The organism is Streptomyces chartreusis NRRL 3882, from assembly GCF_900236475.1.
Classification (GTDB): domain Bacteria; phylum Actinomycetota; class Actinomycetes; order Streptomycetales; family Streptomycetaceae; genus Streptomyces; species Streptomyces chartreusis_D.
In genome coordinates this window covers 6,054,153-6,070,521 of sequence record NZ_LT963352.1, presented here as the reverse complement: position 1 = coordinate 6,070,521, position 16,369 = coordinate 6,054,153, and the positions used below count along the sequence as shown (strand labels likewise).

The window sequence follows — 16,369 nt, the reverse complement described above, 5'->3', positions numbered from 1 at the left end:
GAGGCCGTCGGTTCCTCAGCGAAACTCGTAGGCCTCCACCTCGGCCAGATACCGCGCCCGCAACTCCTCGTCGTCCTGAAGGAACGAGGCGAGGAAGGAGTTGCGGGCGAGCTCGCGCAGCCGCTCCTCGCTCAGGCCGAGGGTGTCGCGCACGGCGTCGAAGTTGTCACCGGCGTACCCGCCGAAGTACGCCGGATCGTCCGAGTGCACCGTGCACATGAGGCCGGCGTCCAGCATGGCGGGCAGGGGGTGGTCGGCGAGGGTGTCGACGGTGCGCAGCCGGACGTTCGACAGGGGACACAGCGTCAGCGGCACCCGCTCCCGCACCAGGCGCTCCACCAGCGCCGGGTCCTCCACGCAGCGCAGACCGTGGTCGACCCGCTCGACGCCGAGGACGTCCAGGGCCTCGGTGATGTACTCCGGCGGCCCCTCCTCACCGGCGTGCGCGACCCGCCGCAGCCCGAGCGCGGCGGCGGCCTCGTACACCTCGCGGAACTTGGCCGGCGGATGCCCGACCTCGGCCGAGTCGAGGCCGACGCCGGTGATCCGGTCCAGGTACGGCTTGGCCGCCTCCAGGGTCGCCAGGGCCGACTCGGCGGACTCGTCGCGCAGGAAGCACATGATCAGCCGGGTCGAGACGCCGTGCTTCGACTCGCTGTCGCCTAGCGCCCGCCACAGCCCCTCGACGACCGTGCCGAGCTCCAGCCCGCGGGCGGTGTGGGCCTGCGGGTCGAAGAAGATCTCCGCGTGCCGCACGCCCTGGGCGGCGGCGCGTTCGAGATAGGCGTTCGCGAGGTCCTCGAAGTCCCGCTCGGTGCGCAGGACGGCCATGAGCTCGTAGTAAAGGTTCAGGAACGACTGAAGGTCCTCGAACCGGTACGCCTCGCGCAGCGCGTCCGTGTCCGCGTACGGCAGTGTGACGGCGTTGCGCGCGGCGAGCTCGAAGGCGAGTTCAGGTTCCAGGGTGCCTTCGATATGAAGGTGCAGTTCGGCTTTGGGGAGGGACATCAATTCATCGTACGGGCGTTTCACCGACGCTTCGGAACCGGCACCCTCAGCAGATCGTGCGCCACGGTCAGCTCACCCTCGTACCCCGCCGCCCGTGCCTGCCGCTCGAACTCGTCCGGGTCGGTGTAGCGCTGGCTGAAGTGGGTCAGCACGAGGTGCCGCACACCGCCGTCCCGGGCCACCCGCGCCGCCTGACCAGCCGTCAGGTGGCCGTGCTCCACGGCCAGTTCCTCGTCCTCGTCGAGGAAGGTCGACTCGATGACGAGCATGTCGCAGCCCTCGGCGAGCGCGTACACCCCGTCGCACAGCCGGGTGTCCATGACGAACGCGAACCGCTGCCCGCGCCGCACCTCGCTGACGTCGTCGAGCGAGACCCCGCCGAGCGAGCCCTCGCGCTGTAGCCGGCCGACGTCCGGCCCCTTGATGCCGTGCGCGGCGAGCCGCTCGGGCAGCATGCGGCGGCCGTCGTGCTCGACGATCCGGTAGCCGTACGACTCGATGGAGTGCGACAGCCTGTGGGCGTCCAGCGTGTACGACGGCGTGACCGCGAGCACGCCGTCCCCGTCGGCCGGGGCCTCGGTGAGGAAGACGGTCGCGCGGTAGGGCGTGGCGTACTGGAGCCGCTCGTAGAAGCGCTGCCCGGACTTCGGGTAGTGGGCGGTGATCTCGTGCGGCACCTGGTCGAGGTTGATGCGCTGGATGACCCCGGGCAGACCGAGTGCGTGGTCGCCGTGGAAGTGCGTGACGCAGATCCGGTTCAGGTCGTGCGCGGCGACTCCGGCACGCACCATCTGGCGCTGCGTGCCCTCGCCGGGGTCGAACAGGATGCCCTCGCCGTCCCAGCGGAGCAGGTAGCCGTTGTGGTTGCGGTGGCGGGTCGGGACCTGGCTGGCGGTGCCGAGCACCACGAGTTCGCGTACGGACAAGGCGGATTACCCCGGAGGCCATTCCAGGCCGCGGCCGCCGAGCACGTGGCCGTGCACGTGCCAGACCGTCTGGCCGGCGCCGCTGCCGGTGTTGAAGACGAGGCGGTAGCTGTCCAGCTTCTCCTCGTCGGCGACGGCCTGGGCCTCGCGGAGCACGTCCGCGGTGAGGGCGGGGTCGGCGGCGGCGAGGGCGGCGGCGTTCTCGTAGTGCGCCTTCGGGATGATCAGGACGTGGGTGGGGGCCTGGGGGTTGATGTCGCGGAACGCGACGGTCGTTTCCGTCTGGCGGACGATCGTCGCCGGGATGGTGCCGGCGACGATCTTGCAGAACAGGCAGTCTTCCTGGGGCTCCCCTGCCATGTTTCCTCCGGGGGTTGGCCGAATGGGGGTCCGACTCGGGCATCGTATCGTCGTCGTGTGCGGGTGCGTTGTGGCTGGTCGCGCAGTTCCCCGCGCCCCTAAGAGGTCGGCACAGTCGGGGGCGTTTTTGCGGGACTGGTCTCCAGAGCCTCCAAAGCGAGTCGGATCGCCTCGTCCAGTTGGGTGTCTCGGCCCGCCGCGTAGTCCTGGGGGCGCTGCACCACCTCCACGTCCGGATCGACGCCGTGGTTCTCCACCCCCCACTCGTAGCCCTCCAGCCAGAAGGCGTACTTGGGTTGGGTGACCAGGGTGCCGTCGACCAGGCGGTAGCGGCTGTCGATGCCGATGACGCCGCCCCACGTGCGGGTGCCGACCACCGGACCGAGGCCCAGGGCCTTGATCGCGGCGTTGACGATGTCGCCGTCGGAGCCGGAGAACTCGTTGGCGACGGCTACGACGGGGCCGCGCGGGGCGTCCTCGGGGTAGCTGTAGGGGCGCATGCCGCGCGGGACGGCCCAGCCGACGATGCGGCGGGCGAGTTTCTCGATGACCAGCTGGGAGGTGTGGCCGCCGCGGTTCTCGCGGACGTCGACGACCAGGCCCTCGCGGGCGACCTCGACGCGCAGGTCGCGGTGGATCTGGGCCCAGCCGGGCGCCTGCATGTCCGGGACGTGGAGGTATCCGAGCCGGCCGCCCGACTTCTCGTGGACGTAGGCGCGCCGGTCGGCGACCCACGCGTGGTAGCGCAGCGGCTCCTCGTCCGCCACCGGGACGACGACGGCGTGCCGCGGGTCGCCGCCGCCGGACGGGGAGATGGTCAGCTCCACCGGCTTGCCCGCGGTGCCGATCAGCAGCGGGCCGGGGCCGGTCACCGGGTCGACCGGCTGTCCGGCGACCGCGAGGATCGCGTCCCCGGGGCGCACGGCGACGCCGGGTGCGGCCAGCGGGCTGCGGGCGTCCGGGTCGGAGGTCTCGGAGGGCAGGATGCGGTCGACGCGCCAACTGCCGTCCTCGTGGCGGGAGATGTCGGCGCCGAGCAGGCCCTGGCGGGGACCGCCGCCGAAGCCGCCGCGCGGGGTGACGTAGGCGTGCGAGGTGCCGAGTTCGCCCTGCACCTCCCACAGCAGGTCGACCAGGTCGTCGTGGGTGGCGAGCCGGTCCACGACCGGGCGGTAGCGGTCGAGGACACCGGCCCAGTCGACGCCGCTCATGTCCGGCCGCCAGAAGTGGTCGCGCATGATGCGGCCGTTCTCGTCGAACATCTGCCGCCACTCGGCGGCCGGGTCGACGAACTGGCGTACGCGGCCCAGGTCGACGGTGATGTTGGTGTCGCTGTCGTCGTCGCCGGAGGCACGCCGGTCGCTGGGGACGACCTTCAGCCGCCCGTCGGTCCACAGCAGCACCCGCTTGCCGTCGCCGCTGACCTCGAAGTGGTCGGCGTCGACGGCGAGGTGCTCCACGCGCTGCTGGGCGAGGTCGTACCGCTCCAGCTCGGCCTTGGGCTCGGGGTCGTCCGGGGTGGCCCGGGACGCGCCGAGCACACCGGCGACCGGGTGGCGCAGCCACAGGACGCCGTCCTTGGCGGCGCGCAGGTTGGAGTAGCGGGCGGCCTCGACCGGGAAGGGCACGATGCGGTCCGCGAGGCCCTCGAGGTCGATGCGGGTGGTGGGGGTGCCCTCGCTGTCGGGGGTCTCCTCCCGGTCGGGCGTCTCGAAGGACCGGCCGTGCCGCTGCGGCCCGAACGGGGACGGCGTGGTGGCCGCGAGGGTGATCAGATGCGGCCGGGCGCCCTCCACGAAGGCCAGGTCGAAGACGTGCTCGTCGTAGACCGGGTCGAAGGAGCGGGTCGACAGGAACGCGAGGTGCTTGCCGTCCACCGTGAACGCCGGCGCGTAGTCCTGGAAGCGCAGCGGGGTCGCCTCGGTGACCGACAGGTCGGTGGTGTTGGCGAGCTTCAGCTGCGCCAGGGGACGCGGGCCGGGGTGGGACCAGGCGAGCCAGGCCGAGTCGGGGGAGAAGACGAGCCCGGACACGTCACCGTCCTCGCTCCGGTCCACCTCCCGCACCTCGCCCGTCTCCCTCTCGACGAGCAGCAGGCGCCCGTCGTGGGAGGCCACGGCCGCGCGGCTGCCGTCCGGTGCCATGGCGAGCTCCAGCACCCTGCCGAGCTGCCCGGCGGCGAGCCGGCGCGGTGTCGCTCCCGGGGCGAGGCCGGTGGCCGGCGCGAACTCCAGGGCGTCGTCGCCCTCGGCGTCCGTCACCCACACCACCCACTCCTCGCCGTCCGTGCGGAACGTCCGCGGCAGCCGGGCCCGGACACCGGGCGTCGCGGCCAGGGCGCGGGCCGGGCCGGAGCGGTGGGTGACCCAGTGGACGGAACCGCGTACGGACACGGCGCTGCCGCGTGCGGTGTGGTCCGGGGACGCGGACCCGAACCACCGGGAGGCGTTCACGGGGAACGGCTGGAGGTCGACGCGCTGTCCGCCGAGCCGCACGTCCAGCCGCCGCGGCTCGGCCCCGTCCAGGTCGTCCAGCACCCACAGCTCACCGGCACTGGAGTAGACGACACGGGTGCCGTCGGTCGCCGCGTGCCGGGCGTAGAAGCCCCCGAGTGGGGTGTGCCGGCGCAGGTCGGAGCCGTCGGCGAGGGAGGAGTACAGCGCGCCGGTGCCCTCGTGATCGGAGAGGAAGGCCATCCGCTCCCCCACCCACAGCGGGTACTCGATGTTCCCGTCGAGTTCCTCGTGCAGCCGGACGAACTCGCCGTCGCCGTCCCGGTCGATCCACAACTTGCCCGCCGTACCGCCCCGGTACCGCTTCCACCAGGCGGCCTCGCGCCCCATCGGCGCGGACAGCAGGACGACACTCGGCCCGTAGGCGACGTCACCGACCGGCCCGTACGGCAGGGTGGCGGCAGGGCCGCCGTCGAGCGGGACGGCATGCGCCCAGGTGCGTCGCAGGCTCGCCCGCGCATGGGAGGTGATCGCGAGCACCTCGCCGTCCGGGGTCCAGCCGCGCACCTGTGTCTTCAGACTGCCCCAGTACGTCAGGCGCTTGGCGGGGCCGCCGTCGACCGGGGCGATGTGCACCTCGGGGGCCCCGTCGCGGGTGGAGGTCCAGGCGACCGTGGTGCCGTCCGGCGAGATACGGGGCAGGGTCACCGGCACGTTCTCGGCGCTGACCCGCCAGGCCCGTCCGCCGTCGAGAGGAGCGAGCCACACGTCGTCCTCGGCGGTGAAGGCGACCAGGTCACCGTGCACGTGCGGGAAGCGGAGGTAAGCAGACGATGCGAACTGTGTCACCCGATCACCCTATGCAGGGAGGCCGCCGTGCGGACAGGGTTCGGATCACTTGCCCTCGACAGGGCGGCAGTCCGGATACCGATCGCACCAGATGGTCTGCGTGACGGTCACGGTGACCGTGGGACCGGGCTGCCCGTTCGAGGGCCCACCCCCCACGGGCGGCGGGCTGGTGGAGTTGCAGTCGCCGAGCCCGTCGACCTGGAACCACACCTTGCCGTCCACCTTGGCGGTGATGTTCCCGCGCACACAGGCACCGTCCACCGCGTGGGTGACCTTGCCGTCGACGGTGATGTCCTTCCCGTCCTCCGTCTCCCCCTGGCAGTCGACGGTGGCGACGGTCTTCTGACGCGCCGAGGGCGACGGCTTCCCGCCCTGGCCGGAGTTGCCGTAGGAAGCGGTGCACGTCAGCCAACGCACGCCCGCCTTCTGCCGGTCGAGCTCCTTGGTGACGGTCTCGTCGGTGGTGTACGCGACGGACGCGGAGCTGATCCCACCACCGGGTTCACACGCCACGGCCCCGCCCACGGCAACCACCGCGAACGCCGCCGCGACCGTCACCCGCCGACTGCGCCGCCCCCGTCCAATCCTCCTCGATGCCCCCATGGAGGGGAGCCTGCCACTGTCGGGGGCCGTGCGGTAGAGCGCAAAGGCGTCAGCCGCGGAGCAGCAGCCACTCCTGGAGCTCCACCAGATTGCCCTCCGGGTCCTTGAGGTGGGCGACGCGCAGGCGGTCGGTCAGGTGGGCCGGGCCGTGGAGGATCGTGGCGCCGCGCATCGTGATCTCCTCGCAGTACGCGTCCAGGGCGTCGACGCGCAGGACGACCAGGGAGCGGTGGCCGTTCGCCGTGTCGCCCAACTCGTCCAGGATCTCGGCCATCATCGTGCGGTCCTGGAGGGCGATCCCCGCCGAGCCGACGGCGGGGCTGAACTTCTCGTACGGCCCGTCCGCCGCCCCCGACTGCGGCTTGAGGCCGAGGACCTCGCCGTAGAAGTGGTAGCAGGCGGCGAAGTCGGTCACGAGCAGTCGTACCTGTGCGAGTTCCACGGTGCCTCCGAGAAGGGTCAGGTCCAGCGGCCGGTGCGAGCCAGGAGCACGGCCGCGGCCGCGGTCCCGGCAGTCGATGTGCGCAGCACACTGCGCCCGAGGCGATACGCCTTGCCCCCCGCTTGTGCGAACAGCGCCAACTCCTCCGGCGCCACGCCCCCTTCGGGCCCCACGACGAGCACGATCTCGCCGGACGACGGCAGTTCGGCCGTCGCCAGCGCCTCGTCCCCGCTCTCGTGCAGCACGGCGGCGAAGTCGGCACCGGCCAGCAGCGCCGCGACCTGTTTGGTCGTCGCCGCCTCCGCGACCTGCGGGAAGCGCACCCGGCGGGACTGCTTGCCCGCCTCCCGGGCCGTCGCCCGCCACTTGCCCAGCGCCTTCAGCCCTCGGTCGCCCCTCCACTGCGTGATGCAGCGGGCCGCCGCCCACGGCACGATCGCGTCGACGCCGACCTCGGTCATCGTCTCGACGGCCAGCTCCCCGCGGTCGCCCTTGGGCAGCGCCTGGACGACGGTCACCCGGGGCTGCTCCGGCGGTTCCTCCGTCACCGGGTCCAGCCGGACGATCAGCCGGTCCTTGCCCTCGGTGTCCAGCACGACACCGTCGGCCCGGCGCCCGGCCCCGTCCGTGAGGACGACGTCCTCCCCGGGCCGCAGCCGCTTCACGGAGACGGCGTGCCGTCCCTCCGGGCCGTCGAGGACATAGCGGCCGCCCTCGCCCGCGTCGAAGTGCTCGACCACGAACACCGGAGCTGTCATCGCACTCCGCCTCCGCCCGACAACGCTGTCCGCGCCGCGGCGAGTTCACCGGCCAGCACCTCCACGAGCTGCCCGGCGGGCAGCTCCCGCGCCATCCGGTGTCCCTGCCCGGCCCACAGCGCCATGCCCTGCGCGTCCCCCGCCTTGGCGGCGGCCTTGCGCAGCGGCGCGGTGAGGTGGTGGATCTCGGGATAGGCGGCGGGTGCGTACGGGCCGTGCTCGCGCAGGAAGCGGTTGACCAGGCCGCGTGCCGGGCGCCCGGAGAAGGCCCGGGTCAACTCCGTACGGACGAACAGGGGGTTGGTCAGCGCCTGCTTGTGCAGGGCGTTCGCGCCCGATTCGGCGGTGGCGAGGAACGCGGTGCCGAGCTGGGCCGCGCTCGCGCCCGCCGCGAGGACGGCGGCGATCTGGCCGCCGCGCATGATGCCGCCGGCGGCGATGATCGGGATGCCGACGGTCTCCCGGATCTGGGCGACCAGCGACAGCAGTCCGATGCCGGAACCGTCCGTCTCGGGGATGTCCCGGTGCGTGCCCTGGTGGCCGCCGGCCTCGACGCCCTGCGCGATGACCGCGTCCGCGCCCGCCCGCTCGACGGCCCGGGCCTCGTCGGGGGTGGTGGCGGTGACCAGGACGAAGGTGCCGACCCGGTGCAGTGCGTCGACGACCTCCTGGCTCGGAGCGCCGAAGTGGAACGACACCACCGGCACGGGGTTGTCGCGCAGCACCGCGAGTTTGGTCTCGTAGCCGTCGTCGCGGCCGCTGTCGGGGTCGCCGAGCTCGGCCTCGTACCAGGAGGCCTCACCGGCCAGTTGGTGGGCGTAGACGTCGATGGCGGCGGGGTCGGCGTACTCCGGCTGCGGCATGAAGAGGTTCACTCCGAAGGGCCTGCCGGTGAGGCTCCGGAGCTGCTTGATCTCCTGGTACATCCCGTCGGCGGTCTTGTACCCGGCGGCGAGGAACCCGAGTCCGCCCGCCTCGCACACGGCGGCGGCGAGCTTCGGTACGGAGACGCCGCCCGCCATGGGGGCCTGCACGATCGGGTGCGGGAAGAGATCGGTCAGCGCGGAGGACATGACCGCATGTTGTCACGTCCTCCGAACAACTCCGAAACCGGCCTGCCGTGTGGCATAGACCAGAGGAAAAGCCACCCGCGGCCCCCGGAGGAGCCGGAGTCAGCGCCCGTTGAACGCGTCCTTCAACCGCGAGAACAACCCCTGCTGCCCGGGCTGACCGTGCCTGCCCGGGGGCCGACCCCCGGACCCCCAGCAGTGGCCCGGCCGCCGGAGTCAGCGCCCGTTGAACGCGTCCTTCAACCGCGAGAACAACCCCTGCTGCCCGGGCTGGAACTGACCCGTCGGCCGTTCCTCGCCGCGCAGCTTGGACAGCTCGCGGAGCAGGCGCTCCTGCTCGGGGTCGAGCTTGGTCGGGGTCTGGACCTCGACGTGGACGATGAGGTCGCCGCGTCCGCCGCCCCGCAGGTGCGTGACGCCGCGGCCGTGCAGCGGGATCGACTGGCCGGACTGGGTGCCCGGGCGGATGTCGACCTCCTCCAGGCCGTCGAGCGTCTCCAGCGGCACCTTCGTGCCGAGGGCCGCCGCGGTCATGGGGATCGTCACCGTGCAGTGCAGGTCGTCGCCGCGCCGCTGGAACATCGCGTGCGGCAGTTCGTGGATCTCCACGTACAGGTCACCGGCGGGACCGCCGCCGGGCCCGACCTCGCCCTCACCCGCGAGCTGGATCCGCGTGCCGTTGTCGACACCGGCCGGGATCTTGACGGTGAGCGTACGACGGGACCGTACGCGCCCGTCGCCCGCGCACTCCGGGCACGGCGTGGGCACCACGGTGCCGAAGCCCTGGCACTGCGGGCAGGGCCGCGAGGTCATGACCTGGCCGAGGAAGGACCGCGTGACCTGGGACACCTCACCGCGGCCGCGGCACATGTCACACGTCTGGGCGGAGGTCCCCGGCGCCGCGCCCTCACCGTTACAGGTGTTGCAGACGACTGCCGTGTCGACCTGGATGTCCTTCGTCGTGCCGAAGGCCGCCTCGTCGAGCTCCACCTCGATGCGGATCATCGCGTCCTGACCGCGGCGGGTGCGCGAGCGCGGACCGCGCTGCGACGCCGTGCCGAAGAACGCGTCCATGATGTCGGAGAAGTTCCCGAAGCCGCCGGCCCCGAAGCCGCCCGCGCCGCCGCCCCCGGCCTGCGAGAGCGGGTCGCCGCCGAGGTCGTAGACCTGCTTCTTCTGCGGGTCCGACAGCACCTCGTAGGCGGCGTTGATCTCCTTGAACCGCTCCTGGGTCTTCGGATCGGGGTTGACGTCCGGGTGCAGCTCGCGCGCGAGCCGCCGGAAGGCCTTCTTGATCTCTTCCTGCGACGCGTCGCGGCGCACGCCGAGTACGGCGTAGTAGTCCGTGGCCACTACGACTCCGCCAGGATCTGTCCGACGTACCGTGCCACTGCGCGTACCGCTCCCATCGTTCCCGGGTAGTCCATGCGGGTCGGTCCGACCACGCCGAGCTTGGCGACAGCCTCGCCGCCCGAACCGTAGCCGACCGACACGACGGACGTGGAGTTGAGTCCTTCGTGGGCGTTCTCATGACCGATACGTACGGTCACGCCCGGATCCTTCGCCTCGCCGAGCAGCTTGAGGAGCACGACCTGCTCCTCCAGCGCCTCCAGCACCGGCCGGATCGTGAGGGGAAAGTCGTGCCCGAAGCGGGTCAGGTTGGCGGTGCCGCCGATCATCAGCCGCTCCTCGTTCTCCTCGACGAGCGTCTCCAGAAGTGTGGAGAGCACCGTGGAGACCGTACCCCGGTCCTCGTGCTCGAACGCCTCCGGCAGATCCTCCACCAGACTCGGCACATCCGTGAAACGGCGGTTCGCCACCCGGCTGTTGAGCCGCGCGCGCAGATCCGCGAGCGAGGCCTCGCCGAAGGGCGCCGGGCAGTCGACCACGCGCTGCTCGACCCGCCCGGTGTCCGTGATCAGCACGAGCATCACGCGCGCGGGCGCGAGGGAGAGCAACTCCACGTGCCGCACGGTCGAGCGGGTCAGCGACGGGTACTGCACGACGGCGACCTGTCGCGTGAGCTGGGCCAGCAGCCGTACCGTCCGCGCCACGACGTCGTCGAGGTCGACGGCGCCCTCCAGGAAGTTCTGGATCGCGCGCCGCTCGGGCGCGGTCATCGGCTTGACGCCGGCCAGCTTGTCCACGAACAGCCGGTAGCCCTTGTCGGTCGGGATGCGCCCGGCGCTGGTGTGCGGCTGGGCGATGTACCCCTCGTCCTCCAGGGCCGCCATGTCATTGCGGACGGTGGCCGGGGAGACGCCGAGGTTGTGCCGCTCGGTGAGGGCCTTGGAGCCGACCGGCTCCTCGGTGCCGACGTAGTCCTGGACGATGGCGCGCAGCACCTGAAGCCTGCGTTCACTGAGCATCCGCGCACACCTCCAGAAGTCGTCCGCCTGGTGTCCTGCCTGTGGGGCCTGGCACTCTGCGCGTGCGAGTGCCAGCATTCCCCGCCCAGTGTACGGCGGTGGGGTGCGCCCCCGGCAAGGCTGGTCGCGTGCTGTCGTGCCACGGACTGCGCTCACCGCTAGCGTCGCCGTATGACGGTGACTTGGGAAGAGCTCGGATGGGAGCGCGTGGCGGCGGGGGTGGGGCGGTGCCGGCTCCCGGTGTGGGACTGCACGGTGGGGCTCGTCGCCGGTGCCGGCGCGGTCCTCATGATCGACGCGGGGTCGAGCCCGGCGGAGGGCGCGCGGTTGCGCGAGCAGGCGCGGTCGCTCACCGGGCACCGTGTGACGCATCTCGCGCTGACCCATCCCCACTTCGACCATGTCTTCGGGGTGGCGGAGTTCACGGACGCGGAGGTGTTCGGCGCGGTGGGCGTGGACGCGGTGCTGACGCGCGTACGGGACCGCGAGGAGCTGCGCGCGGACGCGGTGCGCAACGGCCTGGCGGAGACCACCGCCCAGGAGGCCGCCGACCGGCTGGTCGCGCCCCGCCACCTGGTCTCCGGCGAGTGGACCCTCGACCTCGGCGGCGGGCGCCAGGTGCTGCTGGCCAACGTGGGCCCCGGGCACACCGCGCACGACCTGGCGGTGCTGGTGCCGGGTGATCCGGAGGTGGTGTTCTGCGGCGACCTGGTCGAGGAGTCCGGCGAGCCGCAGGCGGGCCCCGACGCCGTGCCGTCGCACTGGCCGGCCGCCCTGGACCGGCTGCTCGACCTGGGCGGGGAGGACGCGCTGTACGTGCCCGGTCACGGAGCGGTGGTGGACGCGGCGTTCGTGCGCGCCCAGCGCGACGCGCTGGCCGCCGGCTTCGGCGTGTCTCCGTGACCACCACCCACCGGCTTCTCCTATCGTCATCAGAATGCGCCAGTACTCGCCCGATCTGACTCCGCCGTGGAAGAAACCGCAGCCGGTGCCCGAGGTTCCGGCGGAGCCGGGCCTGGTGGTCGAGGAGCCCGGCACCGGTTTCTGCGGTGCGGTGATCCGCTGCGAGGCGGGCACGGTGACCCTGGAGGACCGCTTCGGCAAGCACCGGGTGTTCCCCATGGAGCCGCGCGGCTTCCTGCTGGAGGGCAGGGTCGTGACGCTGGTCCGCCCCTCGCCTGCCGGCCCCGCACGCCCCTCCCGTACCGCGTCCGGTTCGGTGGCCGTCCCCGGCGCCCGCGCCCGCGTGGCCCGTGCCGGGCGCATCTATGTCGAGGGCCGGCACGACGCCGAGCTGGTCGAGAAGGTCTGGGGCGACGACCTGCGCATCGAGGGCGTGGTCGTGGAGTACCTGGAGGGCGTCGACGACCTGCCGTCGATCGTCGCCGGCTTCGCCCCCGGCCCGGACGCGCGGCTGGGCGTCCTGGTGGACCACCTCGTGCCGGGCTCCAAGGAGTGGCGCATCGCGCAGTCGGTGACGAGCGACCACGCCCTGGTCGTCGGCCACCCCTACATCGACATCTGGGAGGCGGTGAAACCGTCGTCCCTGGGCATCGAGGCGTGGCCCCGGATCCCGCGCGGCCAGGACTGGAAGACGGGGGTGTGCAGGACGCTGGGCTGGCCGGAGAACACGGGCGCGGCCTGGCAACGGATCCTGTCGGGCGTACGGTCGTACAAGGACCTGGAGCCGGAACTACTGGGCCGGGTGGAGGAACTGATCGACTTCGTGACGACACCGGCGTAGCGACCGAGCTGCTCAGCTGCGGGCATGCGCTGAGCTGCGGGCAGTCGTGCCGCCAGGGGCGGCACGGGTGGGCGCGGCGGCACCCCGCTCATCCGGGCTGCGCAACGCCCCGGCCCCGGCACCAACGCCGCAGCACCTCAGTCCACGAGATCCCGAACCACCGCATCGGCCAGCAACCGCCCCCGCAACGTCAGCACGGCACGCCCCTCGTCGTACGCAGCGGCATCCAGAAGCCCGTCCGACAACGCCCTGCGCGAGGCGACAAGCCCTTCTTCCCGCAACAACGCAAGCGGCACACCTTCCCGCAGCCGCAACTCCAGCAGAATCCGCTCGACCCGCCGGTCTTCCTCCGACAGCACCTCACGCCCCGCCCCAGGCGACCTCCCCGCCGCCAGCGCCCCCGCATACGCCCCGGGATGCTTCACGTTCCACCACCGCACCCCGCCCACATGACTGTGCGCGCCAGGCCCGGCCCCCCACCAGTCGGCCCCCCGCCAGTACAGCTCGTTGTGCAGGCACCGCCCCGCCTGTGAGGTCGCCCAGTTGGACACCTCGTACCACTCGAACCCCGCGCCGGAGAGCACCTCGTCCGCGATCAGATACCGATCGGCATGCACATCGTCGTCGGTCATCGGCACCTCACCCCGGCGGATCCGACGAGCCAGCTGCGTCCCCTCCTCGACGATCAACGCGTACGCGCTGACATGGTCCGGCCCGGCCCCCAGCACCGCGTCCAGAGACGCCCGCCAGTCGTCGTCGCTCTCCCCCGGCGTGCCGTAGATCAGGTCGAGGTTCACATGCTGGAAACCGGCCGCGCGGGCCTCCGCCACGCACTCCTCCGGCCGCCCCGGCGTATGCGTCCGGTCCAGCACCTTCAGCACGTGCTGCCGCGCACTCTGCATCCCGAAGGAGACCCGGTTGAAGCCCCCCTCGCGCAGGGCCGCCAGGTAGGCAGGGTCCACCGACTCCGGGTTCGCCTCCGTCGTGACCTCCGCGTCCGGCGCCAGCCCGAACTCGTCGCGGATCGCCCCCAGCATCCGTACGAGATCACCGGCGGCCAGCAGCGTCGGCGTGCCGCCGCCGACGAACACCGTGCGGACGGGCCGCGGGTCGTCACCCAGCACCTTGCGGGCCAGCCGGACCTCGTCGACCAGCGTCTCTGCGTAGTTGTCACGCGAGGCCAGCACGCCACCGCTGCCGCGCAGCTCGGTCGCCGTGTAGGTGTTGAAGTCGCAGTAGCCGCAGCGGGTCGCGCAGTACGGAACGTGCAGGTAGAACCCGAGCGGGCGGTCGGCCGCCCCGGCGAGCGCGGACGCGGGCAGCGCGCCGTCGTCGGGGACGGGCTCGCCGTCGGGGAGTGCGGAAGGCATACGTCCCATTGTCCAGCACCCGGGCGGTCACTCCGCCTGGAGCACCAGCAGCGCCAGATCGTCCGCCGGGGGCCGCGCCCCGAACTCGTGCACCAGCCGCTTGATCCGCTCGGCTATCAGCTCCGCGTCCAGCCCCGCACACCCGGCCAGCGCCGTCGCCAGCCCGTCCCCGTCGTCGAACTGGCGGGAGCCCGAGCGCCGCTCGGTCACGCCGTCCGTGACGCACAGCAGTGTGTCGCCGGAGCGCAGCTCGAAGGTCTCGCTGGTGTACGTCGCGTCCTCGACGACCCCCAGCAGGGTCTGCGGCTGCGCGGCCGTGTGGACCTCGCCACCCGCCCCGAGCAGCAGGGGCAGCGGGTGCCCGGCGGAGGCGACCGTGCAGCGGACACCGCCCTCGAAGGGGACCAGCTCGCCGTAGAGCAGGGACAGGAAACGTGTCTGGGGCCCGTCGCCGGGCGGGGTCGGCCGCGCGCCGGCCGCCACCAGCGCGCGGGCCGCCGCGTCCGCGGCCTCCGTGGCGTCGTCGAGCAGGAGCTGGTTGAGGCGGTCGAGGACGTCGGCGACCCGGTAGCCCTCACGGGCCAGCAGCCGCAGCCAGGGCCGGGCCAGGCCGATCACGACGGCGGCCTCGGGCCCCTTGCCCTGGACGTCGCCGACGGCGAAGCACCAGCGGCCGTCGCCGGCCGGGAACAGATCGTAGAAGTCGCCGCTGGGCCCGCCCTTGTCGCACGGCTCGTAGACGAGGGCGCTGCGCACCCCGGGGATCTCGGCCACGGCGCCGGGCAGCAGTCCGCGCTGGAGCACGGCGCTGATGGTGGCCTGGCGGGCGTACTGGCGGGCGGCCCCGATGGCGAGCGCGACCCGGCGGCTGAGGTCCTCGACGAGGCCGGTGATCTCGTCGGGGAAGCCGGCGGAACCGGACCGTCCGATGACGAGGGTGCCCAGCGGGCGTCCGCCGGCGACGAGCCGGTACGCCAGGGCCGAGCCCGGCTCGCCGGGGGCGTCACCGAGCGCCTCGCCGGGCCAGGGGTAGTCGACCGGCCCGGACCGTAACGGGTCGGACGGGTGCGGTGCGTCCTTCTCCAGGGACCGGCGCAGCTCCTCGATGCGGTTCTCGCTGCCGTGCCAGACCCGGGCCAGCCGGGGCCCGCCCGCTCCGGCCCCGCCGCTCCAGCCGCCGGCGGTGGCCTCGTCCTCCAGCCACACCGCGCACCAGTCGGCCAGCCGGGGGACGATCAACTGCCCGGCGAGAGCGGCGACCAGGTCCTCGTCGAGCTGTCCGGCGAGAAGGTCGGAGGCCTCGGCGAGGAAGGAGAGGGCACCGCGGCCCAGCCAGGAGCCGTCACGTCCGTCGCGGCCGTCGCAGTCCTCGTACCGTTCCCGCCAGTCCCGCAGGTCGTGCCAGTCGCGCAGGTCGCGCGAGCCGCGCTGGTCATGGGAGCCACGCGGGTCGTCGGAGCCACGCGGGTCGTCGGAGCCGCCGGGATCCTGCACGTCCCGTAGGTCGTGCGCGTCCTGCGGGGCGTACCCACCCTGCGGCTCGTTCCCGTCGTGCCCGGCACGCCGACGGCCCCGGTCGCCCTCCCGGCCGTCCCGCCCGGGGGGCGGTTCCGGTGCCAGGATCTCCGCCATCCGCAGCCCGCGCGCCAGCGCGTGCTCCCCGGCGTACGCCTCGATCTGCTCGGCGGCCGCACAACCCCCGGCGGGCAACCGCGCCCACACGGTCTTCCGGCCGGTGCGGTAGGTGATGCCCCAGGCCTCGGAGAGCGCGCCGACGAGCCGCAGGCCGCGCCCGTACTCCGGGGTGTCGTGCGGCGTCTCCGGCTCGCCGCCGCGCGGGGCGCGTGAGGGATGGTGGTCGGAGACCTCGACGAGGAGCGCGGCCGTGTCCTTGTCGTCGCCTTCCAGCCGGCACTCCAGCTGGACGTCGGTGCCGGCGTGCACGACCGCGTTGGTGACGAGTTCGCTGACGACGAGCAGGGCGTCGTCGGCGAGACGGTCGGTGAGGTGCTCGGCGCCGGGCAGGCCGAGTCCGGTCCACTCGTCGATCGCCGCGCGTACCAGGGCGCGAGCGGAGCCCGGCGCGAGAGAGCTGCCGGACAGGGTCGCGTACGCCCGCGCGCGCTCCTTGGCGGGCGCCTCAGCGGTGAGCGCGGGCGCCTCTGGCCCGAGCACCGGCGCCTCGGAAGGCAGCGCACACTCCTCGGAGACGGCCCCTTCGTGCAGGGGCACAGGCATCTCCGAAGCGTGGGCAGGCGCCTCTGAGGCACGGGAAGCGGTCTCCCGTTGCGTCGGAATGGCCCCCATGGACAGCTCCCCGGGCAGTTCGTACGAATACGCCACAGTCGATGCCGACAGGGTGACAGACTGGCCACGCCCATAAGCGCCGAGTTACCGAAGTGGGCCGTCATGAGTGA

General features: G+C 72.8%; 14 protein-coding genes. 2 read left to right on the top strand and 12 right to left on the bottom strand.

Features of this window, described 5'->3' with window-relative positions:
• Nucleotides 1-15: 15 nt before the first annotated feature.
• The 10 genes from SCNRRL3882_RS27430 to hrcA all read right to left on the bottom strand — a co-directional run bounded on the left by SCNRRL3882_RS27430 (nt 16) and on the right by hrcA (nt 10,838).
• A complete protein-coding gene (locus SCNRRL3882_RS27430; protein ID WP_010042055.1) occupies nt 16-1,008 on the bottom strand; it encodes an adenosine deaminase in 993 nt (330 codons plus the stop codon).
• Between the two features lie 20 nt (nt 1,009-1,028).
• Nucleotides 1,029-1,934, bottom strand: coding sequence for a ribonuclease Z (locus SCNRRL3882_RS27425; protein ID WP_010042054.1), 906 nt, complete (start codon nt 1,932-1,934; stop codon nt 1,029-1,031).
• 6 nt (nt 1,935-1,940) lie between these two features.
• Nucleotides 1,941-2,294: a histidine triad nucleotide-binding protein gene (locus tag SCNRRL3882_RS27420; protein ID WP_010042053.1), complete on the bottom strand. Its 354-nt coding sequence runs from the start codon at nt 2,292-2,294 to the stop codon at nt 1,941-1,943.
• A gap of 98 nt (nt 2,295-2,392) precedes the next feature.
• Nucleotides 2,393-5,596, bottom strand: a complete 3,204-nt coding sequence (locus SCNRRL3882_RS27415) for a S41 family peptidase (RefSeq protein WP_010042050.1) — start codon at nt 5,594-5,596, stop codon at nt 2,393-2,395.
• A gap of 45 nt (nt 5,597-5,641) precedes the next feature.
• Complete coding sequence (locus SCNRRL3882_RS27410) at nt 5,642-6,199, bottom strand: hypothetical protein (RefSeq protein WP_040903434.1); 558 nt, start codon at nt 6,197-6,199, stop codon at nt 5,642-5,644.
• 49 nt (nt 6,200-6,248) lie between these two features.
• Nucleotides 6,249-6,641 carry a VOC family protein gene (locus tag SCNRRL3882_RS27405; RefSeq protein ID WP_010042047.1) on the bottom strand — a complete coding sequence of 131 codons (393 nt, stop codon included), beginning with the start codon at nt 6,639-6,641 and terminating at the stop codon, nt 6,249-6,251.
• 17 nt (nt 6,642-6,658) lie between these two features.
• Nucleotides 6,659-7,399, bottom strand: a complete 741-nt coding sequence (locus tag SCNRRL3882_RS27400; RefSeq protein ID WP_010042045.1) for a 16S rRNA (uracil(1498)-N(3))-methyltransferase — start codon at nt 7,397-7,399, stop codon at nt 6,659-6,661.
• A complete protein-coding gene (locus SCNRRL3882_RS27395) occupies nt 7,396-8,472 on the bottom strand; it encodes a nitronate monooxygenase (RefSeq protein ID WP_010042043.1) in 1,077 nt (358 codons plus the stop codon). The genes SCNRRL3882_RS27400 and SCNRRL3882_RS27395 overlap by 4 nt, the downstream gene beginning before the upstream one ends.
• Before the next feature lie 213 nt (nt 8,473-8,685).
• Nucleotides 8,686-9,822, bottom strand: coding sequence for a molecular chaperone DnaJ (dnaJ, locus tag SCNRRL3882_RS27390; RefSeq protein WP_010042041.1), 1,137 nt, complete (start codon nt 9,820-9,822; stop codon nt 8,686-8,688).
• Nucleotides 9,822-10,838: a heat-inducible transcriptional repressor HrcA gene (hrcA, locus tag SCNRRL3882_RS27385; RefSeq protein ID WP_010042039.1), complete on the bottom strand. Its 1,017-nt coding sequence runs from the start codon at nt 10,836-10,838 to the stop codon at nt 9,822-9,824. Before hrcA ends, dnaJ begins: the two co-directional genes overlap by 1 nt.
• Nucleotides 10,839-11,009: 171 nt before the next feature.
• On the opposite strand from hrcA, the gene SCNRRL3882_RS27380 reads away from it, so the two are divergent.
• Entirely contained in the window at nt 11,010-11,741 is a 732-nt protein-coding gene (locus SCNRRL3882_RS27380; protein ID WP_029181323.1) for an MBL fold metallo-hydrolase, read from the top strand.
• A gap of 34 nt (nt 11,742-11,775) precedes the next feature.
• Nucleotides 11,776-12,582, top strand: a complete 807-nt coding sequence (locus tag SCNRRL3882_RS27375) for a DUF3097 domain-containing protein (protein ID WP_029181322.1) — start codon at nt 11,776-11,778, stop codon at nt 12,580-12,582.
• 137 nt (nt 12,583-12,719) lie between these two features.
• Here the strand turns inward: SCNRRL3882_RS27375 and hemW are convergent, their stop codons facing one another.
• Both hemW and SCNRRL3882_RS27365 read right to left on the bottom strand, forming a co-directional pair.
• On the bottom strand, nt 12,720-13,952 hold the full coding sequence (gene hemW, locus SCNRRL3882_RS27370) for a radical SAM family heme chaperone HemW (protein ID WP_010042030.1): 1,233 nt from the start codon (nt 13,950-13,952) through the stop codon (nt 12,720-12,722).
• Between the two features lie 27 nt (nt 13,953-13,979).
• Nucleotides 13,980-16,259 (bottom strand): SpoIIE family protein phosphatase, encoded by a 2,280-nt coding sequence (locus SCNRRL3882_RS27365; RefSeq protein WP_029181321.1) that lies wholly within the window; start codon nt 16,257-16,259, stop codon nt 13,980-13,982.
• Nucleotides 16,260-16,369: the final 110 nt, after the last annotated feature.